Source organism: Sphingopyxis sp. Root154 (genome assembly GCF_001427105.1).
Taxonomy (GTDB): Bacteria; Pseudomonadota; Alphaproteobacteria; order Sphingomonadales; family Sphingomonadaceae; genus Sphingopyxis.
The window spans coordinates 1,215,146-1,238,837 of sequence record NZ_LMGI01000002.1 but is presented as its reverse complement, the minus strand read 5'-3'; the positions used below and the strand labels follow the sequence as shown (position 1 = coordinate 1,238,837).

The 23,692-nt window shown below is 66.3% G+C and carries 20 protein-coding genes; 9 read left to right on the top strand and 11 right to left on the bottom strand.

Annotated features, from left to right (window positions below):
* Positions 1-13: 13 nt before the first annotated feature.
* From ASD73_RS11630 to ASD73_RS11605, 6 genes are all read right to left on the bottom strand, one after another.
* Entirely contained in the window at positions 14-1,018 is a 1,005-nt protein-coding gene (locus tag ASD73_RS11630) for a LacI family DNA-binding transcriptional regulator (protein ID WP_056373554.1), read from the bottom strand.
* 61 nt (positions 1,019-1,079) lie between these two features.
* A complete protein-coding gene (locus ASD73_RS11625; RefSeq protein WP_056372480.1) occupies positions 1,080-2,075 on the bottom strand; it encodes a DUF2891 domain-containing protein in 996 nt (331 codons plus the stop codon).
* Between the two features lie 7 nt (positions 2,076-2,082).
* A complete protein-coding gene (locus ASD73_RS11620; protein ID WP_056372477.1) occupies positions 2,083-3,021 on the bottom strand; it encodes a DUF979 domain-containing protein in 939 nt (312 codons plus the stop codon).
* Positions 3,018-3,701, bottom strand: a complete 684-nt coding sequence (locus ASD73_RS11615; RefSeq protein WP_056372476.1) for a DUF969 domain-containing protein — start codon at positions 3,699-3,701, stop codon at positions 3,018-3,020. Before ASD73_RS11615 ends, ASD73_RS11620 begins: the two co-directional genes overlap by 4 nt.
* Positions 3,702-3,758: 57 nt before the next feature.
* Complete coding sequence (locus ASD73_RS11610) at positions 3,759-7,370, bottom strand: hydantoinase B/oxoprolinase family protein (RefSeq protein ID WP_056372473.1); 3,612 nt, start codon at positions 7,368-7,370, stop codon at positions 3,759-3,761.
* A complete protein-coding gene (locus ASD73_RS11605; protein WP_056372471.1) occupies positions 7,354-8,976 on the bottom strand; it encodes a CHASE domain-containing protein in 1,623 nt (540 codons plus the stop codon). Before ASD73_RS11605 ends, ASD73_RS11610 begins: the two co-directional genes overlap by 17 nt.
* 171 nt (positions 8,977-9,147) lie before the next feature.
* Here ASD73_RS11605 and ASD73_RS11600 point away from each other — a divergent pair, with 171 nt between their 5' ends.
* Complete coding sequence (locus tag ASD73_RS11600; RefSeq protein WP_056372469.1) at positions 9,148-9,798, top strand: glutathione S-transferase family protein; 651 nt, start codon at positions 9,148-9,150, stop codon at positions 9,796-9,798.
* Here ASD73_RS11600 and ASD73_RS11595 read toward each other — a convergent pair.
* Entirely contained in the window at positions 9,795-10,319 is a 525-nt protein-coding gene (locus ASD73_RS11595) for a PilZ domain-containing protein (RefSeq protein WP_056372467.1), read from the bottom strand. The two genes, ASD73_RS11600 and ASD73_RS11595, sit on opposite strands and share 4 nt — an antisense overlap.
* Positions 10,320-10,424: 105 nt before the next feature.
* A complete protein-coding gene (locus tag ASD73_RS11590; protein WP_443027961.1) occupies positions 10,425-12,023 on the bottom strand; it encodes an ABC-F family ATP-binding cassette domain-containing protein in 1,599 nt (532 codons plus the stop codon).
* A gap of 242 nt (positions 12,024-12,265) precedes the next feature.
* Between ASD73_RS11590 and ASD73_RS11585 the strand changes: the two genes are divergently transcribed.
* The 8 genes from ASD73_RS11585 (at position 12,266) to ASD73_RS11550 (ending at position 19,864) form a co-directional block, all read left to right on the top strand.
* The gene (locus ASD73_RS11585; protein ID WP_156377362.1) at positions 12,266-12,505 is read left to right on the top strand and encodes a hypothetical protein; all 240 of its coding nucleotides are present in this window, start codon (positions 12,266-12,268) and stop codon (positions 12,503-12,505) included.
* Between the two features lie 135 nt (positions 12,506-12,640).
* Complete coding sequence (locus tag ASD73_RS11580) at positions 12,641-13,015, top strand: BlaI/MecI/CopY family transcriptional regulator (protein WP_056372460.1); 375 nt, start codon at positions 12,641-12,643, stop codon at positions 13,013-13,015.
* The gene (locus ASD73_RS11575; RefSeq protein WP_056372459.1) at positions 13,015-14,733 is read left to right on the top strand and encodes a M56 family metallopeptidase; all 1,719 of its coding nucleotides are present in this window, start codon (positions 13,015-13,017) and stop codon (positions 14,731-14,733) included. The genes ASD73_RS11580 and ASD73_RS11575 overlap by 1 nt, the downstream gene beginning before the upstream one ends.
* Positions 14,734-14,844: 111 nt before the next feature.
* Complete coding sequence (locus ASD73_RS23225) at positions 14,845-15,591, top strand: hypothetical protein (protein ID WP_056372457.1); 747 nt, start codon at positions 14,845-14,847, stop codon at positions 15,589-15,591.
* Entirely contained in the window at positions 15,588-17,684 is a 2,097-nt protein-coding gene (locus ASD73_RS11565) for a TonB-dependent receptor plug domain-containing protein (protein WP_056372455.1), read from the top strand. The genes ASD73_RS23225 and ASD73_RS11565 overlap by 4 nt, the downstream gene beginning before the upstream one ends.
* A 20-nt stretch (positions 17,685-17,704) precedes the next feature.
* The gene (locus ASD73_RS11560) at positions 17,705-18,079 is read left to right on the top strand and encodes a reverse transcriptase-like protein (protein WP_056373552.1); all 375 of its coding nucleotides are present in this window, start codon (positions 17,705-17,707) and stop codon (positions 18,077-18,079) included.
* 81 nt (positions 18,080-18,160) lie between these two features.
* Positions 18,161-18,652, top strand: a complete 492-nt coding sequence (locus ASD73_RS11555; protein ID WP_443027960.1) for a hypothetical protein — start codon at positions 18,161-18,163, stop codon at positions 18,650-18,652.
* Between the two features lie 171 nt (positions 18,653-18,823).
* On the top strand, positions 18,824-19,864 hold the full coding sequence (locus ASD73_RS11550; protein WP_056372450.1) for a rod shape-determining protein: 1,041 nt from the start codon (positions 18,824-18,826) through the stop codon (positions 19,862-19,864).
* Between the two features lie 6 nt (positions 19,865-19,870).
* Here ASD73_RS11550 and ASD73_RS11545 read toward each other — a convergent pair whose 3' ends face one another.
* The 3 genes from ASD73_RS11545 to ASD73_RS11535 all read right to left on the bottom strand — a co-directional run bounded on the left by ASD73_RS11545 (position 19,871) and on the right by ASD73_RS11535 (position 23,430).
* Positions 19,871-20,896 (bottom strand): adenosine deaminase, encoded by a 1,026-nt coding sequence (locus ASD73_RS11545; RefSeq protein ID WP_056372448.1) that lies wholly within the window; start codon positions 20,894-20,896, stop codon positions 19,871-19,873.
* Positions 20,889-21,464 (bottom strand): phosphoribosyltransferase, encoded by a 576-nt coding sequence (locus ASD73_RS11540; protein ID WP_056372446.1) that lies wholly within the window; start codon positions 21,462-21,464, stop codon positions 20,889-20,891. The genes ASD73_RS11545 and ASD73_RS11540 overlap by 8 nt, the downstream gene beginning before the upstream one ends.
* Positions 21,465-21,615: 151 nt before the next feature.
* The gene (locus ASD73_RS11535) at positions 21,616-23,430 is read right to left on the bottom strand and encodes a DUF885 domain-containing protein (protein WP_056372444.1); all 1,815 of its coding nucleotides are present in this window, start codon (positions 23,428-23,430) and stop codon (positions 21,616-21,618) included.
* Between the last annotated feature and the right edge of the window lie 262 nt (positions 23,431-23,692).

Below are 23,692 nucleotides of genomic sequence, written 5' to 3'. Positions count from 1 at the left end.
CGGTAACGCCGCTTCAGGCGGTTCCGCGCACCACGAGATGGACGGGAATACGGGTGCCGCTGCGCGTGCGTTCGTCATCCTCGAGCGCCATCGCGACGAGCGCTTCGCCCGCGGCATCGAGGTCGGGCTCGAGCGTTGTGAGCGCGGGGTCGGCGAGGGTGCCGGCGCGGATACCGTCGAAGCCGATCAGCGCGACATCCTCGGGAACGCGGCGTCCGGCGTCCTTGAGCCCCTGCAGCACGCCGAGCGCGAGCATGTCGCTGGCGGCGAAGATCGCGTCGGTGTCGGGGTGTGCCTCGAGCAGCGCCTGCACCGCGGCGACGCCCTGCGCGTGGCGGTCGGCGGCGGCGGGCGGCTCGGCGACGATCGCGGTCAGGCCGTGCGCGGCCAGCGCAGCCGAAAAGCCGTCGCGGCGTTCGTCGAACTGGCGCTGCGGCGATTGCTGCGGCCCGACGAAGGCGATGTGGCGGCGGCCGGTCTTGATGAAATGTTCGGCCGCGAGCTGGCCGCCGAGGTCATTCTCGCTGCGCATCCAGTGGAAGGGGCTGCCGGGGCTGCCCCAGCAGACGAAGTCGAGCCCCGACGCCTGCGCCTGCGCGAAATAGTCCCACGCCGGACGGTTGCTGGTCGTGCCGATGACGATCATCGCGTCGGCGAGCCCCGAGGCGACGAAGTCGGCGCGGAAATTGTCGGGGTTCTCCTGGAACGAGACGAGCAGGTTGAAGCCGCGCGCCGAGGTCGCGGCGGCGATGCTGCCGAGCAGGGCGAAATAGAAGGGGTTGATCGCGCTGCGATCCTCGCCGGGGCGGCAGATGGTGACGAGCGCGATCGTCTCGCTGCTCTTGAGGCGCAGCGACGAGGCATGGCGGTCGACGACATAGCCGAGTTCGCGCGCGGCGGCGGACACGCGCGCGCGCGTTTCGGCGTTGACGCCGGGGCTGTTGCGCAGCGCACGCGAAACGGTCGATTGCGACACGCCGGCGCGCTCGGCAACGTCGAACGATGTGGGACGCAGCATCTTTCCGTTCACCTCAGGCTTCTCCCCCTTGCGCCGTCTCTCGCCGCGAGGGGGTGGCTTGTCAATCGGCGAGACCGTCCAATGCGAGGAGCGCGAAGGTCGCGAGCCAATGTTCGCCCATATAGTCGCCGGTGACGTGCGGCAGCGCGGCGGCGAGGTGGCGCTGCGCGGCGGCTTCGGCGACGGGCGCGACGGGGTGAGGCGGGCCGAGTGCGGCGGCGATCGCGCGCCAGCTCCACGCGCGGCTGAGATTGAGCCCGTCGAGGTGCGCGATCTTGCCGTCGCTGCGGTCGGAGACGGTGGCGGGGGTGAAGAGCGTTGCGGGCTGGTCGTATAGCGCGGGGGGGAGGAAGGCGTCGAACCAGCCGGGAAAATCGTCATCAAGGACGATGGCCATCAGATGCGCCTCGGTGAGCGCCGAGGAGAGAAATTCGTCGCCGCCGGGCTCCCATGCCTGGCAGTCGCGGTCCTGTTCGAACCAATCGCGCGCGCGGGTGTCGATCAACGTGACAAGCGCCGGGTCGCGGGTTTCGGCCCAGTGGCGTGCGAGGAGGAGCGCGAAGCCGATGTTGAAATGGGTGCCGACGCGCAGCGGATAGGTGAGCTTGGGCAGGAAGGCGTGGAAGCGCGCGGCGAAGGCGGCGGCGAGCGGTTCGAGCGCGGCGGCCCAAGGTGCGTCATGCCGCTCGGCCTCGGCGTGGAGCGCGAGGAGCCACGCCCAGCCATAGGGGCGCTCGAAGCCCGCCGCGTATGGCCGGTCAAGGAATGCGCGTTCGCCCGCGACCTTTTCGGGGACGAGCATTTCGTCGGCGCGCGCGCGGATATCGGCGGCGACGGGCAGGTCGGGGAAGCGGCGCGCGAGGCGGAGGATCTGCCACCAGCCGTGGACGCAGCTGTGCCAGTCGAAACTGCCGTGGAAAATCGGATGATGCTCGCGCGGAGGTTTGGCATCTTCGGGGCCGTTGAGGACGAGATCCATCTTGTACGGATATTCGCGGCCGAGGTGCGACAGGGTCGCGGTGGCGAAGCGGGTGGCGTGTTCTGGGTTGAGGTTCATGGGATGCCTAGAAAGCGAAAAGCCAGATGAAGACGATGTTCACCGCGAGAAGGGGTAGCGCGGTGCCGACCTGCGCCTTGATCACGCCATAGGGATTTCTGAGTTCGAGCAAGGCGGCCGGGACCAGGTTGAAGTTCGCCGCCATCGGGGTCATCAGCGTACCGCAGAAACCCGCGAGCATGCCGATCGCCGCGACGACCGCGGGATCGCCGCCATATTGCTTAATGAGTAGCGGCATGCCGACCGCTGCGAGCATCACGGGGAAAGCCGCGAACGCATTGCCCATCACCATCGTGAAGAGCGCCATGCCGAGCCCGAAGGCGAGCGTCGCGCCGAACAGGCTGCCTTCGGGGATTGTCGTGCCGATGAGGTCGCCGACAACTTCGCCGACGCCGGCCAACGCGAACACCGCGCCGAGGCTGGCGAGCATCTGCGGAAGGATCGCGGCCCAGCCGACCGCGTCGAGCAGGCGGCGCCCTTGTTGCAGCGGGAGCAGCGGCGGCGGTTTGAGACGCGTCATGCCGACCGCGAGCGCGATGAGCACGCCGAGCGCGAGCGAGATGAGGGTCGCCTGCTTCGGATCGGCGAGGCCGGGAAGCCATTTGAAGAGAAAGGTGCCCGCGAGCGCGATCGCGGGGATGATGAGCGCGACGAGGAGCAGGAAGGGGCCGTGGCGTGCGGCGCGTTCGGCCTGAATTTCGGCGGGGACGTCGCCGCCGGGCGCACGGCCGATCTGGTCGGTGCCAGCGATCGCGACGAGCGCGAGAACGAGCAGGCCGTTGCCGAAATCGCCGAGCCGGTCGCCCGCCAGCATCGAGACCGACAGCAGGCCCCAGAAGGCCGCATTGCCGAAGCGTTTGGGATTGCTGCGGTCCCGAAGCCCGAGAAGGGCGAAGGCCGCGAAGGTCAGCCCTGCGAGCACATAAACGAAGCCGAGCGTGATCATGCGCCCGTCTCCTGCGCCACATCCTTTTGCGCCATGCGCCGCTCGAGACGGCGGAGGCGGAAGCCGTGGATCAGGAAGGCGGCGATCGCGGTCGGGATCGCCCAGAGCGAAAAGTGTAACGGCTCGATGACATAGCCATAGCCTTCGAGCACGCCCTTCATCAGCAGGATCGAGCCGATCGCGAGAAAGATATCCTCGCCGAAAAAGAGGCCGACATTGTCGGTGGCGGCGGAGAAGGCTTTCACTTCCTCGCGCTGGTCGTCGGTGAGCGCATCGTTCTTCGCTTCGGCGGCCGCCTCGGCCATCGGCGCGACGAGCGGGCGGACGGTCTGCGGGTGCCCCGCGACCGAGGTGAGGCCGACCGCGGCCATCGCCTGACGGAGCAGCAGATAGGAGGTGAGCAGGCGGCCGAGCGTCGCACCCTTCATCCGGCCGATCAGCGTCCGGGCGTGTTGTTGCAGCCCGTAAGCTTCGAGCAGGCCGATGACGGGGAGGACGATCCAGACGATCGAGACATAGCGCGTGTCGTTGAACGCCTTGCCGAAGGCGGCGACGATCGCGGCGATGTCGAGTCCCGCAGCGAGGCCGGTCGCGAGCGCGGAGGCCATGATCACGAGCAGCGGATTGAAGCGGAGCAGGAAGCCCGCGATAATGATCAGGATACCGATCAGCACGAGCATGATTGGTGTTCCTTCATCCCGTCATCCCCGCGTGGGGTAGACCGCACTGTCGCCAAACTATCTCTCCCCTGATTTCCCGTAGCCGCCGCCGCCGGGCGTTTCGATCACGAAGGCGTCGCCGGCAGCGAGGTCGGCGCTACCCGTCGCGGCCAGCATCTCGGTCCTGCCGTCGGCGCGTTCGACCCAGTTGCGCCCCGGCGCGGCGTCGGCACCGCCCGCGAGGCCGGCGGGCGCGATCTGGCGGCGGTTGGCGAGGATGTTCGCCGCCATCGGCTCGCGGAAACGGATGCGGCGGGTGGCGCCGTCGCCGCCGTGCCATTGGCCCGCACCGCCCGAGCCTTTGCGGATCGAAAATTCCTCGACGATCACAGGGAAGCGCGTTTCCATCACTTCGGGGTCGGTCATGCGGCTGTTGGTCATATGTGTCTGGATGACGCTGGTGCCGTCGAAGCCGGGGCCCGCGCCGGAGCCGCCTGCGATCGTCTCGTAATATTGGTGTGTTTCATTGCCGAAGGTGAAATTGTTCATCGTGCCCTGCGCGGGCGCCATCGCGCCGAAGGCGGCGAACAACGCGTCGGTGATGACCTGGCTCGTCTCGACATTGCCCGCGACGACCGCGGCGGGATAGGCCGGGGACAGCATCGAATTGTCGGGAACGATCAGCGTGACGGGGGCGAGGCAGCCCTCGTTCATCGGGATCGGATCGTCGAGCATCGTGCGCAGGACATAGAGGACTGCGGCGCGGACAACGGGGGCTGGCGCATTGAAATTGTCGGGGAGCGTCGCCGACGAGCCGGTGAAGTCGATCGTGACGTGGCGCGCTTCGCGGTCGACTTTGACGGCGACCGCGACCTCGGCGCCATTGTCCATCGCGTAGCGAAAGGCGCCGTCGTCGAGGCGCGCGATAAGCTGGCGGACGGCGGCTTCGGCCTGACGCTGGCCGTGTGCCATATAGGCGGAGACAATGGCGGTGCCGTGCGCGGCGCAGAGATCTGCGAGCGCGCTGGCGCCGCGCTGGCAGGCGGCGACCTGGGCCTTGAGGTCGGCGATGTTGAGCGCGGGATTGCGCGCGGGCCAGTCGCTGTCGACGAGGTGCGCGGCGACGGCGGTGTCGCGGAAATGGCCGTCGTCGACGATCAGCATATTATCGAAGAGAATGCCTTCATCCTCGATGCTGCGGCTGTCTGGCGGCATCGAGCCGGGTGCGATGCCGCCGAGGTCGGCGTGGTGGCCGCGCGCGGCGACGAAGAAGCTTGGTTCGTTGCCCTCCACAAACACCGGCATGATGACGGTGATGTCGGGAAGGTGCGTGCCGCCGTCATAGGGGGCGTTGAGGGCATAGGCGTCGCCGCGCCTGATGCCGCGGCCATCGCGGGACTCTCCGTTTGCATCGGACCCGCGTTGGCGCAGGATGGTGCGCACGCTTTCGCCCATCGAGCCGAGGTGTACCGGCATATGCGGCGCGTTGGCGACGAGGCGGCCTTCGCAGTCGAAGATCGCGCAGGAGAAATCGAGCCGCTCACGGATGTTAATCGACGAGGCGCTGTGCTGGAGCGCGCCGCCCATTTCCTCGGCGATTGCCATGAACAGGCTGTTGAAGATTTCGAGGCGGATCGGGTCGGGGGTGGTCAGGTCGTCGCTCGCGACGATTTGCGTCCCGGTTGCTCGCGTGCGGGCGAGGAGCAATGTGCCCTCGCTTTGGACCTCGGCGCGCCAGCCCGGTTCGACCACCGTCGTCGAAAGCGCGTCGATGATGATCGCGGGGCCGGCGATGGTACGGCCGGGCGCAAGGGTGCTGCGCTGGTGAAGCGGGACCCGATGCTCGGCGCCCGCGAGCCATGCGGTGACGATTTCGGGAGCGGTTTCAGCCGTCGCGATGGGCGGTGGCAGGGCTGCAGGCGCGTCGCCTGCCTCGGTCAGTTCGACGCGGATGCGATCGACGACGAGGTTGGCGTGCGGGGCATAGCCGAAGCGTTGGCGAAAGGCCGCAGCGAAGGCTTGTGCAACCTCGGCAGGCGCGGCGAACGGGAGCTCGATCGCATTGTCGCTGTCGGCAAGGCGGACGAAAAGCAAGGTTTCGCGCGTGGTTGCGGTGCCCTCTGCGAGGTCTGCGCGGGCCTGATCCAACATCGCGGTTTCGGCGGCGGCGAGCGGCGCGGCGCAGTCGGTATCGAGCTTGAGGCCCAGCGTCCGCTCGCGGATCGCCGAGGGGCGGGCGAGGCCCATGCCATAGGCCGAGAGCACGCCCGCGAGCGGATGGAGCAGGATTTCGTCAACGCCGAGGGCGTCGGCGACGAGGCAGACGTGCTGCCCTGCGGCGCCGCCAAAACCGACGAGGCTATAGCCCTGTGTCACGTCGTGGCCGCGCGCGATGGTGATGCGCTTGATCGCGTTCGCCATTTGCTGGACCGCGATCGCGAGCAGGCCTTCGGCGAGGGCTTCGGGGGTGATGTTCCCGACCTCGGCGGCCAACGCGGCGAATTTCTGGGTCACAATCTCGCGGTCGAGCGGCTGGTCGCCGTCGGGGCCGAAGAGTTTGGGGAAATGATCGGGCTGGATCTTGCCGAGCAGGACGTTGCAGTCGGTGACGGTAAGCGGACCGCCGCGGCCATAGGCGGCGGGGCCGGGGTTGGCGCCGGCGCTTTCGGGGCCAACGAGCAGGCGCGCGCCGTCCCAGCGGCAGATCGAACCGCCGCCAGCCGCCACGGTGTGGATACGCAGCATCGGGGCGCGGATGCGCGTGCCCGCAACGATCGTCTCGTTATCGCGCTCCAATCGCCCCGCATAATGGCTGACGTCGGTGGAGGTGCCGCCCATGTCGAAGCCGATCAACCGATGCTTGCCGAGCGGTGCGGCGCTGCCGACCATGCCGACGATACCGCCTGCGGGGCCGGAGAGGATCGCATCGCGGCCGTGGAAGGCCGATGCCGAGGCGAGGCCGCCCGAGCTTTTCATGAACTGCGGGTCGACGCCCTCTCCAAGCTGCGCGACGAATTGCCGGACATAATGGTGGAGCACGGGCGAGAGATAGGCGTCGGCGAGCGTCGTGTCGCCGCGGCCGATCAGCTTGATCAGCGCGCTGACGTCGTGACTCGTCGAGATCTGGGTGAAGCCCGTTCCGCGCGCGATGGCGGCCAGGCGCGCTTCGTGCGCGGGGTAGCGATAACCGTGCATCAGCACGATCGCGATGCTGGTGAGGCCCCGTTCGCGCGCGTCTTGCAGCGCAGTGCGGGCCTGCTCCTCGTCGAGCGGGGTCAGGATGTCGCCGCCCGGACCCACGCGTTCGATGATTTCGGCGACCGCGGCATGGGGCGGAGGGATGCGGTCGAGCCGCCGCGCGAAAAGCTCGGGGCGGTCCTGATAGCCGATCGTCAGCGCGTCGCCGAAGCCCCGGGTGATCGCGAGCAAGGTTGGTTCGCCCTTGCGTTCGAGGAGCGCGTTGGTCGCGACCGTGCTTCCCATGCGGACCGCGAGCGGCGGGAGCGCGCCGGCGCCCGCGCCCGTCAGGTCACGGATCGCACCCACCGCGGCGTCGCCGGGGCGCGCAGGGTCTTCGGAAAGATATTTGGTGGTGACGACGGCGCCGGCCGGGCTTCGCGCGACGACATCGGTGAAGGTGCCGCCGCGGTCGATCCAGATATGCCAGCGCTCGTCAGTCGGGGATGCCATTGTCCGGCCAGCGAATGACGATGGCGAGGCGGTTGTCAACCGCCGTGCGCTGCCAGCTGCCCTTGAGCTGGCGTTCGATCAGGGTGCGGATGAACTGGGTGCCGAAGCTTTCGCAGTCGATGTCCGGGGTTTCGGGAAGGTTGCTTTCGACCCAGTCGAGCTGGATGCCGCCCCCGTCACGGTGCCAGCTGACCGCAAGGTTACCCTTGCCCGCCAGCGCGCCATATTTGATGCTGTTGGTAACGAATTCGTGGACCGCGAGCGACAGCGCCTGTGCGCCTTCGTCGTCGAGGCGGACTTCGGGGCCGGTGATCGCGGCGAGCTGTTCGGGTGAGCGACCGGCGAGCTCAAGCTCGCGGTGGACGATCCGCCCCAGTTCGACGCTGTCGACCGCGCCGGTGACGAGCATCTGCTTGGCGTCCGAGAGCGCGCGCATGCGACCGTCGAACTTGGCCTCGAACTCGTCGAGGCTAGTGGATTCGCGCAGCGTGATGCGCGCGAGCGCGCCGATGCGGGCGAAGGCGTTTTTCATCCGGTGCGCCATTTCGCCGATCATCAGCTCGCGATCTTCGGCGTGGCGCGCTTGTTCGTCGGCGAGCGCCTGTGCGGCACCGACGCGGCGTTGCTGCACGCGGTGGAGCTGGGTCGCGAGCGCTGCAAGCGCGAGACCAAAGAGGAAGATGCCGAGCGGGCGGCCGAGCCGTTCGAGCAGGCGGCCGTAGGAGATCCGCATCGTCCATTGCCGGTCGGCGATGCGCAGCACCTGTTCCTGGGCGTCCCAACCCATCTTGCCGTGGCGGAAAACGACCGGTGCCGAGGGACCGGCCCCCGCGCGGATTTCGAGCCCGTCGATCTGGCGCAGCTGCGGTCCGAGCACCGCTTTCATCATGTCGTTGATGCGGAAGGGGGCGTAGATAAACGCCTCGACCGGCTGCATGCCCGGCGCGGTCGCGATGGTGCCTGCGGCAACTTCGCCCGACGCGCCGCGCGCGTAGACGGGCAGATAGATGAGGAAGCCGGGCTGCTTGACCTTCGCCGCGCGTTCCTGCGCGAGATGGACGATGCCGCTCGCGGCGGGACGGCCGGTCTGCCAGGCGCGCCGCATTGCCGCACGCCGCACCGGCTCGCTGTACATGTCGTAGCCCAGCGCGACCTGGCGGCGCGGGGTATAGGGCTCGACGAGCGCGACGGCAAAGCCGACCGGCTGGTCGGTCGCTGGCCACACCTTGATATCCCGCCCGTAATTTTCATTGAGCCGCGTTTCGACTCCGGCGGGCTCGCCCGCGCGCATCGCGGCGGCGATACCGATACCCTCCATGCCGGGCGAGTGAACCTGCGGCTGGAGCGCGGCGAGATAGGCGCGGATGCCGGGGCCGCTTGCGGCGGCGTCGGACTGGTAGAGCGCGCGCACGCCTTCGAGGATCGCGACATGGTCGCGCAGCCGCATGTTGAACTGCGCCGCGACGCGTTCGGCCTGATCGGCTTCGTCGGACTGATTATAGAGAAAGCTGGCACTGGCCGCGACGATGGTCGCGAGCAGAATGACCAGCCCGACGAACCGGACCAGCAGCGCAAGCAGCCGATCTGCCCAGGTTGAAGGGCGCATTTATCCTGTCCTGCCTGATGGCTGCCGCAGCAGCGCCCCCCTCCGTGGCCAGATGTTTCACGCGAAAGGGCCGATAGCAAGTTTATTTCATACCGGTTCGGCCATATCGCTGGCCAGTTGCAAGTAAAAACCCGTTGCCTATGATGCAGCGTATAGGATGGGAGAAGCGGGATGATCATTTACGGGTCGGTGGTGTCGCCGTTCGTGCGCAAATTGCTGGCATATCTTGGCGAAAAGGGGATTGATTTCGAACTGAAGGGCGTCGGGATCGGCGACCCCGATCCGGGATTTCGCGCCGCGTCTCCGCTCGGCAAGATGCCCGCGATGGACGACGACGGTTTCCTGCTCGCCGATTCGAGCGCGATCATCCAATATGTCGAGGCGAAATATCCCGAACCCGCATTGATCCCCACCGATCCGCAGGAGCGCGGCCGGGTGATCTGGTGGGAGGAGTTCGGCGATACGGTGTTCGCCGCATGCAGCGGCAAGATGTTCTTCAACCGCATCGTCGCGCCGAAATTCCTCGGGCGCGAAGGCGACCTGGCCGCTGCGGCGCAGGCGGAGGGTGAGGAATTGCCTAAGCTGCTCGCCTACCTCGAGAGCGCGATCCCGGCGTCCGGGTTTCTCGTCGGTGACCGGCTGACGCTCGCCGACCTCGCGGTGGCGTCGCCGCTGATGAACTTGCGTCATTGCGGCGCGTGCATCGATCCGGCGACGCATCCGAAGATCGCGGCGTGGAGCGAAGCGATCCTGTCGCGGCCGAGCATGGCGCCGTGGATTGCGAAGGAAGAAAGGCTGATGGCGCGAGTGCTGGCGGCCTAGAATTCGACGATGATCCGGACCCTGTCGGCACTGATGCCGGCGGCGACCGCGATCTGTTCGCGGCTGCGGTCGATCAGATCCAGCAACGTTTCGGGTTCCCCGGGTTCCCCGGGCGTTTCGTCGATCACCGGTGCCGACTGATCTTCGTCGATGCCGGGCGCCGGGGCCGCGGCGTCCGCCAGTTCGGGCGCCGGGCCGATGGCGCTCTTGAGTTCCACGGCGCTCAGCGTTGCCGGCGATACCGGACCTTCGAACTGGCATCCGAAAAGACGTCCGCTTGCCCAGATGACGACTGCCGTTATGTCGCCGGCATGCGGCAGCTCGATTTCTATTCGGTCGCCGGTCGCCAGTTTGACATCGCTTTCGAGCAGCAGGCCCGTTCCGGAGATATTGTGGATCTGGACTTCGAGGCCCGTGCCGTCGTGCCGCAAGCCCGAGGCGAGAAGGCTGAGTTTTCGGCGCGCGTCGAAACGTTTTTCGGCGCCGGGCGCCGATGGCAGGAAATGTCCGAAAATAGGCATATGCGGTTGTTGGTGCCGGGCTGGTTAAAAGAAGGTTAGCGAGCGCGCCGAAAGATGGTGCGCCGGCAAAATAGGCACTGTTTTCGGCCGCGCGGCCTTCACCGCTCAGGATATGGCCAATTCGACCGTTCGCGTGATCCCGATCGCGTCCAGAAACGCCGTGTCGTGACTGACGACGAGCAGCGCGCCGTCATAGGCGGCGAGGCCGGTTTCGACGGCGGTCAGCGACTCGATGTCGAGATGGTTTCCGGGCTCGTCGAGGATCAGGAGCTGTGGCGGCTGCGGCGCGCCCAGGACGCAGGCGAGCCCGGCGCGGAGCATCTGGCCGCCGCTCAAGGTTCCGACGATGCGGTCGGCGGCGTCGGCGCGGAAGCGAAAGCGTGCGAGCGCGGCGCGGCACTGGTTGTTCGTCGTTCCAGGATTGATCGCGAGAAAATTGCCGGCGATCGACAGCGCGGGGTCGAGCACGCTGACGCGCTGATCAAAGAGCGCGAACGGAACCCCCAACCGCACCTGGCCCGACCAAGGCGCGAGCGTACCGGCGACGAGCGCGAGGAGCGTGGACTTGCCCGAACCATTGGGGCCGGCGATCACAACGCGTTCGGGGCCGGTGATGGTGAGCGACAGATTTTCGATAATCGGCCGGTCCCCGGCATAGCCCGCCGTGACATGGTCGAGAGCAAGCACGGTCCGCGACGCGGGAAGACCGGTCGAAGGCAGGCCGACCGATAGAGGGTCGACGATCTCGATCTTCGCGCGCGCGGCAGACAGCTGCTCTTCGGCCTCGCCTCGCTGGCGCTCGGTGAGGCGGCTTCCCGCCGCGCGGGTTTCCTCGGCGCGGCGCTTGAGCCCGCCGATAAGGATTTTCGGCATGTCGCCGCGCGCGGCCTTGGCCCGCCCGCGCGAGTCGCGGCGGTCCTGCTTTTCGGTCGCCGCCTGCGCCTGCCGCTGCGCGGCGTCGGCGCGCTTTTCGGCGCCCGCGAGTTCGGCCTCGACCGCCGCCTGCTCGATCGCCTTGCGCGCGCGATAGGTGCTCCAGCCGCCGCCATAGCGCGCACCTCGAAGGCTGGTCAGTTCAACGATCGCGTCCATTTCTTCGAGCAGTTCGCGATCGTGGCTGACGACGATCGCGCCGCCGCGCCAGCGGGCGAGCAGGTCGCGTACGGCTTCGCGGCCCTCGCGGTCGAGATTGTTGGTGGGCTCGTCGAGGAGCAGGAAATCGGGCGTAGCGAACATCGCACCAGCAAGCGCGGCGCGCGTACGCTGGCCCCCCGACAGCTGTACGAGCGGGGTGTCGGCGGGAAGCGGCAGGCCGACGCTCGCGAGCGCCTCATCGATCCGCGCCTCGAGCGTCCAGTCGGCGTCGCCGATTTCCTCGACGCTCGCCTCGCCCGCTTCGGCCTTGCGCAGCAGGGCGAGGGCGCCCCGCGCACCGAACAGATCGGCGATGCTTTCGTGAGCCGCGACCTGTACGGTCTGGTGGAGCATCGCGATGCTGCCGTCGATCGCAATGCTGCCCGATGTCGGTATGAGTTCGCCGGTCAGCAGGCGCAGCAGCGTCGATTTGCCGACGCCGTTGCGCCCGACGATGCCGGCGCGTTCGGGCTGGAAATTAAGGTCGAGGTCCGAAAGGACGGCGCGGCCGTCAGGCGTGGACCAGCTGAGATTGGAGATCGCAATGGATGGAGAGACGGGCATGGGCATGAACTTTCCTGGCGGCAAGGCGGGGCTGCGTTGCGGTCAGGTTGTTGTTCATGGCGGGAATCTCCGGTTGGTTGAGCGGGTTAATGTAGAGGTTGCGGTTGCGGCATGCAACCGGGGTCGGGCGGGGCGGGTCTGAGGGTGGCCAGAAAACGACCGTCAGACGACATTCCGCTGAAGGTCTGGTAACCACTCGCACGGACTGTCGGCATCAGTCGCGCGAAATTGTGAGGGGGGAGGGCGAGATGGTCGAGAATTTTGGGGCACTGGTTGGCTGGACACACCACGATGCGGGTGACCGCATAATGCTTCGGCTTGAAAGCGTGCAGTCTTCGGAAGCGGCCAAGAAGCACGACCCCGATTTGTTTCGGTTCCTTATGACCAAGCAGCAGGCGGCTATCTTGGGCAATTATCTGGTGCGGCTTTCGGGCCAACCCCCGGTCGTTCCCAAAAAGCGGGGTTGGTTTCGTCGTCACTTCGGCTGACAGAGCTTCAGGCCATTGAAGCAAGCGGCCGGAGGCGGTCCGCTCACGTCCCCGTGTGTTATCCGAATAAAACCCCTTGCCAAGCATGCGCTACAAATGTAGCACGCTACAAATGTAGCGCATGAGGTGAGTCGTATGTTGTCCAGCCTGCCCCCGCGAGAACGCGAAATCGTCGATATTCTGTATGAATGCGGTGCTTCGACCGTGACCGAAATCGGTGAGGCGCTGGCCGACGAACTGTCGGGTTCGGCGATCCGCGCGATGCTGAAGCGTCTTGAGACCAAGGGCTTTGTCGCCCGCGAACAATCGGAGCGCGGTTTCGTCTATGCGCCGAGCGTGTCGGACAAGACCGCGCGCAAGTCGGCGCTTTCGCAGGTCGTGCGTGTGTTCTTCAACGGATCGGCGACGAGCGCCGCTGCGGCGCTGCTCGGCATGCAGGACGAGATGAGCAATAGCGAACTCGACGAGCTTGAACAGATGATCGCCAAAGCGCGCGAAGGGAGAGCGTGATGTTGACCACCGCCATGTTGCTGGGCCTTGCCTGGAAATCCGTCATTGTCGCGGCGCTGACGCTGGGGCTGTTGCGGCTGGCGCGGTCGCGCTCGGCCGGCGAGCGGTCGATGATCGCGCATGCCGGCCTGATGGCGCTGCTCGCACTGCCCGCGGCGATCCTGCTGCTGCCGCAATGGGCTCCGCTGCCCGCGACATGGTCCTTCGAACCCGCCGCGCCGATTGTGCAAACGGCAACAACGGGGAGATCGGCGATCGATCCGGCACCCACCGCGACGTCAGTCCCTGTCGTGGTCGATGGTGCCGGATCGGCGCCGATCATCTTTTCGTGGAGCGACCTTGCCCCCTTTCTCTATCTTGTCCCGCTCCTGCTATTATCTGGAGTGATGGCGCTCGCGGTCGTGCGGCTGTTCGCGATGCGCGGGCGCGCCGAAATCCTTGTCGAGCGGTCGTGGCTGTCGGCGCTTGCCCAGGCACAGCGGCGCATGGGGTTCAAGCATGGCACCGCGCTGCTGGTCAGCAACGAATTGCGCTCGCCGATCAGCTGGGGAGTGCTGCGCCCGACGATCGTGCTGAGCCCGAAGGCCGTGGCGGCATCGGGTGAGGCCGAGGCGATCATCGCGCACGAACTGGCGCATGTTGCGCGGCTCGACTGGGCGAAACTGCTCGGCGCGCGCGTCGCCTGTGCGGTCTTCTGGTTTAATCCGCTCGTGTGGCTGCTGGCGCGTGAAAGTCATCAATTGCGCGAAGAAGCCGCCGACGATGCGGTGCTGATGGCCGATATCAACGGGCCCGATTATGCCACTTTGCTGGTCGGTGCGGCGCGGCACGACAATCAGGGCGCGCTGCTCGCCGCGCATGGCGTTGCGCCGGGCAAGGACAGCCTGAAGCGCCGGATTACCCGCGTTCTCGACGGCAGCCTGAAGCGCGGCCCGGCGAGCGCGAGCTGGATCTTGATGAGCCTCGTGGTCCTGGCGGGCGTGACCGCGCCACTGGCGGCCTTTTCGGCAACCTCGCGGCCCGCGGCGACGGCGGACGTCCACTCCGTCGTCGCCTCGACGACCAAGAAGGCGACCACCGTGTCGTCGGCGTCGGCTGTGGCTGCGCAGGCCGCTGCCGTCGAGGGCGCCGCGACGGCGACGTCGAAGCAGCTCTCCGCCGAGCAGCTGGTCGGAATGCGCGCGGTCGGCGTGACTCCCGAATATGTCGAAAAGATGCGCGAGAGCGGCGGGTCGATGGACGCCGACGACATCATCTCGGCCAAGGCGAGCGGGATCGACCCCGCCTATATCCGGCAGATGCGCGACGTGATTCCCGGCGCCGATTTCGATGAGTTGGTCGGCGCGCGGCATGTCGGTGTCAACGCGGCCTTTGCCCGCGACATGAAATCGCATTTTCCTGACATCGGGATCGACGATCTGATCGCGCTGAAGGCGATGGGGGTCGACTGCGACTTCGTGACCGACATGCAGAAGTCGGGCGTGCGAATGCGCGACGCCGATGACGCCATCGAGCTGCGCGCGACGAGCGGGTTCCGCCCTGTGAAACCTCGTCCGGCAGCCGCCCCGCGGCCGGTTACCAGGGCGGTGCGAGACGGAAATGTCGCGGTGGTCGATATGGAGCGCGGCGTGATCGAGGCGCGCCGCGCCGATGGCCGGACCGCGCGGATCGAATTCCCCGCAACGCCGGAACCGCCCGAGCCGCCCGTCCGCGACTGACGCCCGGACATTCGTCCGTAGCGACCGACGATTAATCGAAACCTGATTCAAAATTGCCGCTGCGGCGGCGAGCGATGACGCTCGCCCGGCGCACGGAGGGAGGAGTGCACCATGAAAGCCTTTTTATTCGCTGGCGGCGCCGCGTTGCTGTCGATCCTCGCCTGTTCGGCGCCGACCGCCGCCGCCGACCCGCTCGTGCTGAGCGACGTCAACTGGGTCGCCGAGCCCGCCGGCGGAAAGAAGGGCGCGCCGCGGATCCGCATCCAGCACAAACAGTCGAGCAGCGACCAGAGTTTCGACGGCTCGCGCCCCTACTTCGCCGCTGCCGAAGCGGCGCTCGGGCGGAAAACGTCCGGGCCGGTCAGTTTCACCGTGACGCATGATGCGGGGACGCTGGCGTGTACCGGAACGCTGACCCGCACGTTCGAGGGGAAGGGCGAATGCCGCTTCACATCCGACCCCGCTTTCGAGCGCGCGCTCGGCGAGCGCGGCTTGGCGCCCGACCGCCGTTCGACCTTGCTCGCCATGCTGCTTGTCGATGCGACGATCGAGCTTGCCGACGGGCTCACGCGCGAGGGCGTGCGGCCGAAGGATGCCGACGACCTGATCGCCGCCGCGGCGCTCGAGGTGCGGCCCGAATATATCCGCGATCTGAAGTCCGAGGCGCTGGTTCTGACCGAAATCGAAGATGCGATCGCGTGCAAGGCGCTGGGCGTCGACGGCGCCTATGTGCGCGGGCTTGCCGCGGCGGGGTACAGGAAACTCAGCGCCGACGAGGTCGTCAGCATGAAGGCGATGGGCGTCACGGGCGCATATGCGCAGGCGATGAACCGCGCGGCGGGGGGAATTTCCAAGTGAACCGATGGACCAGCCTGATTGCGGTTGCGGCCGTGCTCTCGACGCCTGCGCTGGCGCAGGAGACGGCGGCGCCGACCGGCGATACCCCGCCGCCCGCGCCGACCGAAATCGCGCCAACCGCGACGACCACGGCGCGGCAGATATATACGCCCGCCGACTTCGCGCGCTACGCGCCGAAGAACGCCTATGACATGCTGATCCAGGTTCCCAGTTTCCAGATCCGCGACAACGAGAATCTGCGCGGGCTGGGGCAGGCGACGGGCAATGTGCTGTTCAACGGCGAACGTCCGTCGAACAAGGCCGACGACATGTATACGCAGCTGTCGCGCATCCCCGCGGGCAATGTCGAGCGGATCGAGGTGGTCGACGGCGCGACGCTCGATATTCCGGGCCTGTCGGGGCAGGTCGCCAATATCGTCTATCGCGCCGATGCCTTTTCGGGGCAGTTTTCGTGGAAGCCCGAATTTCGTGCGCATTACACTGATCCGCTGTTCACCCGCGCCGACGTGTCGGTGCGGGGCCGCACGGGCGCGGTCGAATATGAAGTCGCGCTGAACAACGATGATTCGGCGCGCAGCGGTGCGGGCGGGCGGACCCTGATCTATGACGGCGCGGGCAATATCACCGAACGGCGCAAGGACATCTGGAACACGCATTACGATACGCCGAAGCTGTCGGGGCGGATCACCTGGGATCCGGCGGGCGATACCGTCGCCAATCTTGGCGGCCATTATCAGCGCAAATATGACCGTTATTATGAGGATGGCGTGCGTATCGGGCCGGGTCTGCCGGACCGTATCCGCACGGTGTATGAGAATGAAGACGGCTGGAATTACGAGGTCAGCGGCGATTACCAGTTCGGGCTGGGGCCCGGGAAGCTGAAGCTGATCGGGCTCCGCCGGTTCAGCCACGAGCCTTATCGGCAGGAGATCGTTACGACGCCCGAGGGCGGCGTCGCGACCGGCGACCGCTTCATGCAGACCGGCGACATCGGAGAGACGATCGGGCGCGGCGAATATCAGTGGAAGATGTTCGGCGGCGACTGGCAATTGTCGGGCGAAGCGGCGTTCAACACGCTCGACAATGTCGCGTCGATCGCGGTGCTCGACCCGACGGGGGCGTGGGTCGACCAGCCGTTCGAGGGCGGCACCGGCGGGGTAAGCGAAGATCGCTATGAAGGTCTGCTGAGCTTTGGGCGCAAGCTGACCGACAAGCTCAATTTCCAGATCATCGCGGGCGCCGAACATTCGACGATCACGCAGACGGGCATGAACGGCCTGACGCGCAGCTTCTTCCGGCCCAAGGGCTCGATCTCGCTCGCCTGGACGCCGTCGCCCGATTTCGACGTTTCGGTGAAGCTGCGGCGGCGCGTGCTCCAGCTCAGCTTCTATGACTTTCTCGCGCGTGCCTTCCTGAACGACGGCAACCAGAATGAGAGCAACAACGACCTGAGGCCGCAGCAGGACTGGACCTATGAAGCGGAGATCAACAAGAAGTTCGGGGCGTGGGGTTCGACCAAGATCATCTTGATCTATCGCGACGTCGAGGACCGCGTCGACGTGATCCCGATCGGCGCCAATGGCGAGGCGGTCGGCAATATCGCGAAGGCGAAAGCGGGCGCGATCGACTGGACGGCGACGATCAACCTCGATCCCGCCGGGATCAAGGGGATGAAGCTCGAACCCCGGATGTTGCTGCAGAAAAGTTCGCTGCGCGATCCCTTCACCGGTGAGAAAAGGCAGTGGAACGGATTTACCGACACGGTGATCAGCCTGGGCCTGCGCCACGACATTCCGGCCAGCGACTGGGCGTGGGGCGGCGATGTCGAATATTCGCACTATCAGCCCAATTATCGCCGCAACCAGACCGACAAGGTGTGGGAAGGGCCGGTCTGGGCGTCGGTCTTTGTCGAGCACAAGGATGTGCTGGGCCTGACCGTCCGCGCGTCGATCCGCAATATCGCCAACGCCCGCTCGAAGCGCGACCGCACGGCTTATACGGGGGTTCGCGGGGAAAGCCCGGTCAGCTTTATCGAGGAACGCGACCGGCTGATCGGCCCGATCTTCTCCTTTTCGGTGCGCGGAAAGTTCTGACCGGCTAGAGGGACGTGATGATGGCGCGCCGCATCAAAATCTATTTCGACGGTGGGTGCCGCCCCAATCCGGGGCGAATGGAGACCGCCGTTGTGACCGGGGGCGCTGCGACGGTCGTGCGCGACGCGGGGATCGGCAACAGCATGGATGCCGAGTGGCTGGCGCTGATCGCGGCGCTGCGGCTGGCGCAGGATCTGAGGCTGACCAATTTTGTCCTGCTCGGCGATGCGGTCGCAGTGGTGGGACAGGCGAATGATGTGGTGCGGGCGCGGGGCGATGCCGCGGGGCATCTGGCCACTTTCCGCGCGCTCGTCGGTGACGGGCCGGCGCCGAACATACGCCATATCAAGCGGACGCAGAATCTGGCGGGGATCGCGCTGGCGCGCGGGCGATAGCGCGCCTAAGGGCTGTCCATCGGGATCACCAGTTGTTAAGCGACGCGTGCCTATCCTTTGGTGGCTCAATGGAAGACCCGCGTGTTGAAGCCGACCCATCCCTTGCCTGTCCATCATAGCTGGCCGCTTTATGAGCGTGATCGCTTTTTCGAACTTGGGCAGCTTCATCACGGCGATACGCTCGATCCGATCCCCGACGTCGTCGATGTCGCGGCGCGGCTGTTACCGGTGCGCGCGCGGATCGGCCAATGGGAATGCGACCTTGCCGACAATAACCGGCTGAGCTGGTCGGATGAAGTTTATGATATTTTCGGCATTCCGCGCCGCGCAATCGTGGCGCGCGAAGAGGCAGCGGCGCTTTATGCCGAGGGGTCGCGGGCGGCGATGGAGAAGCTCCGCGCCTATGCGATCAGGCATCGGCGCGGCTTCACGCTCGACGTCGAAATCAAGCCGGCGCAGGCGCCGCGACGGTGGATGAGGTTGATCGCTGCGCCGGTTTGTGTGGGGGATGAGGTCGTCCGGCTGCAGGGCCTGAAATTCATCGTCCCGGGCTCGGGTGGTCCCGAATTTTGAACCGATCGAACAGCCGGGCCTGAGAAACCACCGTTCTGGCAGTATTGGTCGCGGCATTCGTTGACGCGGGTGCGCCTTCGCCGCAGTCGATATGGGACAGACGTTGCGGGCGCCGAAGGGCCGGCCACGCCTGATTTTTCCATCCATTCCCGAAGGCATTTGCCCCGTCTTATGAAGTTTTTTAATCGGTTTGCGTCGGCCGCGCACGACATGGCCATCGACCTGGGTACTGTGAACACGGTGGTGTACGTGCGTGACAAGGGTATCGTACTCAACGAGCCGTCGGTCGTTGCGCTGGAGACGCGCGACGGGGTGCGGCGCGTGAAGGTCGTCGGCAACGAAGCCAAGCCGATGATGGGCAAGACCCCCGACAATATCCAGGCGATCCGGCCGCTGCGCGATGGCGTGATCGCTGACATCGACGTCGCCGAACAGATGCTGAAGCATTTCATGGACAAGGCGCTGGGCGGCGCGAGCCGGTTCATGCAGCGCAGCAACGTCGTGATCTGCGTGCCATCGGGATCGACGATGGTCGAACGCCGCGCGATCCGCGATGCCGCGACGAACGCCGGCGCGGTGTCGGTGCAGCTGATCGAGGAATCGCTCGCCGCCGCGATCGGCGCCGGTCTGCATGTCACCGAACCACGCGGGGCCATGGTCGTCGATATCGGCGGCGGCACCACCGAAGTCGCGGTGCTGTCGTTGAGCGGCGTCGCGTACAGCACGTCGGTGCGCGTCGGCGGCGACAAGATGGACGAGATGATTTCGTCGTCGATCCGCCGCCGGCACAATCTGATGGTCGGAGAAATGACCGCCGAGCGCGTGAAGCTGACGATCGGCTGTGCGACCCCGCCGGTCGGCGACGGCATGGTCATGGGCGTCAAGGGCCGCGACCTGGTGACCGGCCGCCCCGCCGAGGTGCGGGTGACCGAAGCCGAAATCGCCGAGGCGCTGACCGAGCCGGTCGGACAGATCGTCAGCGCGGTGCGCGCGGCGCTGGAACAGACGCCCCCCGAACTGTCGGCCGACATCATCGACGAAGGCATCACATTGACCGGCGGCGGCGCGCTGCTACGCCGGATGGATCAGGCGATTGCGCGCGCGACGGGGCTGCCGGTGGTGGTCGCCGACGATGCGCTGATCTGCGTCGCGATGGGGGCCGGGCGTGCGTTCGAGGATCCCGCTTATCATGGCGTGCTGATCGCGGCGTAAGGCCGGTCAGGCGTAGGCGTCGATCGCGGCAAGATGTTTCGCCTTGTCGGCGTCGCCGAGGAACGATCCGGTGAAGCTGTTGCGCGCGAGCGTGACGAGGTCGGCCTTTGACAGGTCGAGCGCGTCGGCGACCGCCTGATAATTGGCGTTTACATAGCCGCCGAAATAGCTGGGATCGTCGCTGTTCACTGTCGCGCGGAGCCCGGCGTTCAGCATGCGTTTGAGCGGATGGTCGGCGATGTCGCCCACGACGCAGAGCTTGAGATTCGAGAGCGGGCACACGGTGAGCGTCATGCCCTCGGCGGCGAGGCGCGCGACGAGCGCGGGGTCTTCGAGGCTGCGGTTGCCATGGTCGATGCGGTCGACTTTCAAAAGGTCGAGCGCTTCGTGGACATAGGCGGGCGGGCCTTCCTCGCCGGCGTGCGCGACGATCCTGAGGCCGAGGCCGCGGGCGCGTGCGAAGACGCGCTCGAACTTGGCGGGCGGGTGGCCGACCTCCGAGGAATCGAGGCCAACGCCTTCGATGCGATCGAGGAAGGGCAGGGCCTCGTCGAGCGTCGCTTCGGCATCGGCTTCGCTGAGGTGGCGCAGGAAGCACATGATCAGTTTCGACGTGATGCCATGCTCCGTCTTCGCGTCATCGAGCGCGCGGGTGATGCCGGCGATGACGGTTTTGAAGGCGATGCCGCGCTCGGTGTGCCCCTGCGGGTCGAAGAAGATTTCGACGTGGCGGACCGCGTCGGCGTGTGCGCGCGCAAGATAGGCGTCGGTCAGGTCGTAAAAGTCTTGCTCGGTGTGGAGCACGCCCATGCCCTGATAATAGATGTCGAGGAAATCCTGGAGGTTGGAGAAGGCGTAGGCGGCGCGAACTTCCTCGACGCTCGCGAAGGGAATGGCGACGGCGTTGCGCTGCGCCAGGGTGAACATCAGTTCGGGTTCGAGCGAACCTTCGATATGAAGGTGAAGCTCGGCCTTGGGCAGGGCGGCGATAAAGGCGGCGCGTTCTTCGGCCGATGCAAAACCATTAGCCATCGGGCTTGTCCTCTTCGCGCAGAATGATCGCCGCCTCGGGCTTGTGCCGGCGGATTTCCTCGACCGTCAGCCCGTCGACCTCGTGCGGGAAGATCAGCCACTGGTCGGTTTCGTGGACGAAGAAATCGGGGCGGAGGTCGGTGACGTTGCGCCCGGGTTTGAACCAGACGGTCGCGATACGGATGTCGCGCGGCATGTTGTGGCGGCAGCGTGCCTGCAGTTCGGCGATGAAGGCGCGGATGCTGCGCCCGCTGTCGAAGACATCGTCGATGATGAGCAGCCGGTCCTCGGGGTTCAGCGTGTCGATCAGATAGCCGAGCGCGAAGACTTTGACGTGCGCGTCCTGCTTGTCGATGCCGTGGTAGGAAGAGGTGCGGATCGCGATATGGTCGCAATGCTGGCCGTGATAGTCGAGCAGTTCCTGCACCGCGATCCCGACCGGCGCGCCGCCGCGCCAGATGCCGACGAGGTGCGTCGGTTTGAAGCCGCTGTCCAGCACCTGCATCCCGAGCCGGAAGGAGTCGGCGAGCAGGTCGTTCGCGCTGATGAAGATTTTGGCGTCGCTCATGGGCGTGGATTAAGCGCGCGCGCGGAGCGGGGCAAGGCGGGTTTCGAGCGGGAGCGGACATTCCGCCTTTCGTCACCCCGGGCCTGACCCGGAGTGATGAAGTTTATCTGGCGTCCGCTCACCACCCCACAGCAGAGTCAGCGTCGCCGCCTCACTTCTTCTTCGCCGCGATATAGCGCGTCACCTGCTCTTCGAGGATGTCGAGCGGCAGGGCGCCTTCGCTGAGCACGGCTTCGTGAAAATCGCGAATGTCGAAGCGCGGGCCGAGCTCGCTTTCGGCGCGTTTACGGAGTTCGGCGATCTTGAGCTGGCCGACCATGTAGCTGGTCGCCTGACCCGGCCAGTTGAAATAGCGGTCGACCTCGCGCGCGATGTCGGTGTCGGACACCGAGCTGTTCGCCTTGAAGTAAGCGATCGCCTGTTCGCGCGTCCAGCGTTTGGAATGGATGCCGGTGTCGAGCACCAGCCGGATCGCGCGCCACACCTGGAGCGAGAGCATGCCGAAGCGGTCATAGGGGGTCTTGTACACGCCCATCTCGTTCGCGAGGCGTTCGGAATAGAGCCCCCAGCCCTCCATATAGGCGCCATAGCCGCCGAACTTGCGGAACTTGGGTATGCCGGTGAGTTCCTGCTGGCGCGCGATCTGGAAATGGTGGCCCGGCGCGCCTTCGTGCGCGGCGATGCCGGCGACCTGGACCTTCTGCGTCTGGTTCATGTCGACGAGGTTGACGTAATAGATGCCGGGGCGCGTCCCGTCGGCCGAGGGCGGGTTGTAGAAGGCGGTCGATGCCGTGCCCTCGCGCCATTTTTCGACCGCGCGCACTTCCAGCGCCGCCTTGGGCAGCACGCGGAAATAGCGCGGCGCGGCGGTCATCACCGATGCGATCACCGCGCGCGCGTCAGCGAGATAGGTTTCGCGGCCGGCTTCGGTGTTCGGATATTTGAACTGCGGGTCGGTGCGGATGTGGTCAAAGAATTGTTCGAGTGTGCCGGTAAAGCCGACCTCGCGTTTGATCGCCTCCATCTCGCCGCGGATCGCCGCGACCTGTGCGAGGCCGAGGTCGTGGATCTGGTCGGCGGTCAGGCTGGTGGTGGTCGAGCTCTTCAGCCGGTCGGCATAGTAGGCGGCGCCGTCGGGCAGGTTCCATGCGCCGAAATTGCCCTTTGATTTGGGCTCGATTTCGTCGATCGCGGCGACCAGCGTGTTGTAGCCTTGCTTGAACGGTCCGGTCAGCGCGGCGCTTGCGTCGGCGAGCAGCTTGGCCTTCGTCGCCGCGGGCGCGTCCAGCACACCCACCTTTTTGCGGAAATCGGCCATCAGCGTCGAATCGGCGCCGCTGCCGAACGGGGCGCCCGTGATGACTTTTAGCGCATCGGCGCGCGCGGGGGCGAAATTGACCTTGTTGGGGACGATCCCCGCCGCCGCCTGTTCGCGCATCGTCGCCGCGACTTCGCGCATCACGCGGTCGGTGTCGCGCAGGCGCGCGATATAGGCTTCCGCGTCCTGCACGCTGTCGATCTTGTGATTGTTGATGAGCAGCACCGGGATTGCGCCCGCCGGGCTGCCGTTGGTCGACACGGGGAAGCGCAGCTTGCGGAAGCGCAGCGATTCGCGGCCGCGTTCGACTTCATATTCGAACAGACGGTAGCTGACGCGCGCGCTTTCGCCGAGCTGGTCGGGCTTGAAGCGCGCGTGCATATCCTTGAGCTGGCGCTCGGCGAGCTCCTGATCGCGGAGCGTTGCGGCGTCGGTATAATCGTCGAGCTTGCCGTAATTGGTCTTGAGCCCGAGCTGGGTCTGCGATTCGGGGCTAAGGCCGAGCCGTTCCTCGAACGCCTGATCGAGGAAGTCGAGCAGGGCCTGGTCTTGTGCCCCCGCTTGCGGTGCCGCCTGTGCAAAGGCGGGCGCGGTCACCGGAGCGAACGGCAGGACGGGGAGCAGCATCAGGGCAACGGCAAAGCGCATCACATTCTCCTATGGAATGATGGGCTTGTTGCGCAGCGAGGGACCGAGCGCAATAATATTTCAGGGTTGGGGTTGCTGCCTGCCTGTTTCGCGAAGGCTGTTAACTGTCGCCGTGCGGCGCGGAGGGCCGGTTTGGGGTGGGGAGCGGACGTTCCTTCTCTCACTTCGTCATCCCGGACTTGATCCGGGATCCATAGCGTCGTTAGCACGAACGCACGGCGCTCGCCTTAGTGGACCCCGGATCAAGTCCGGGGTGACGAAA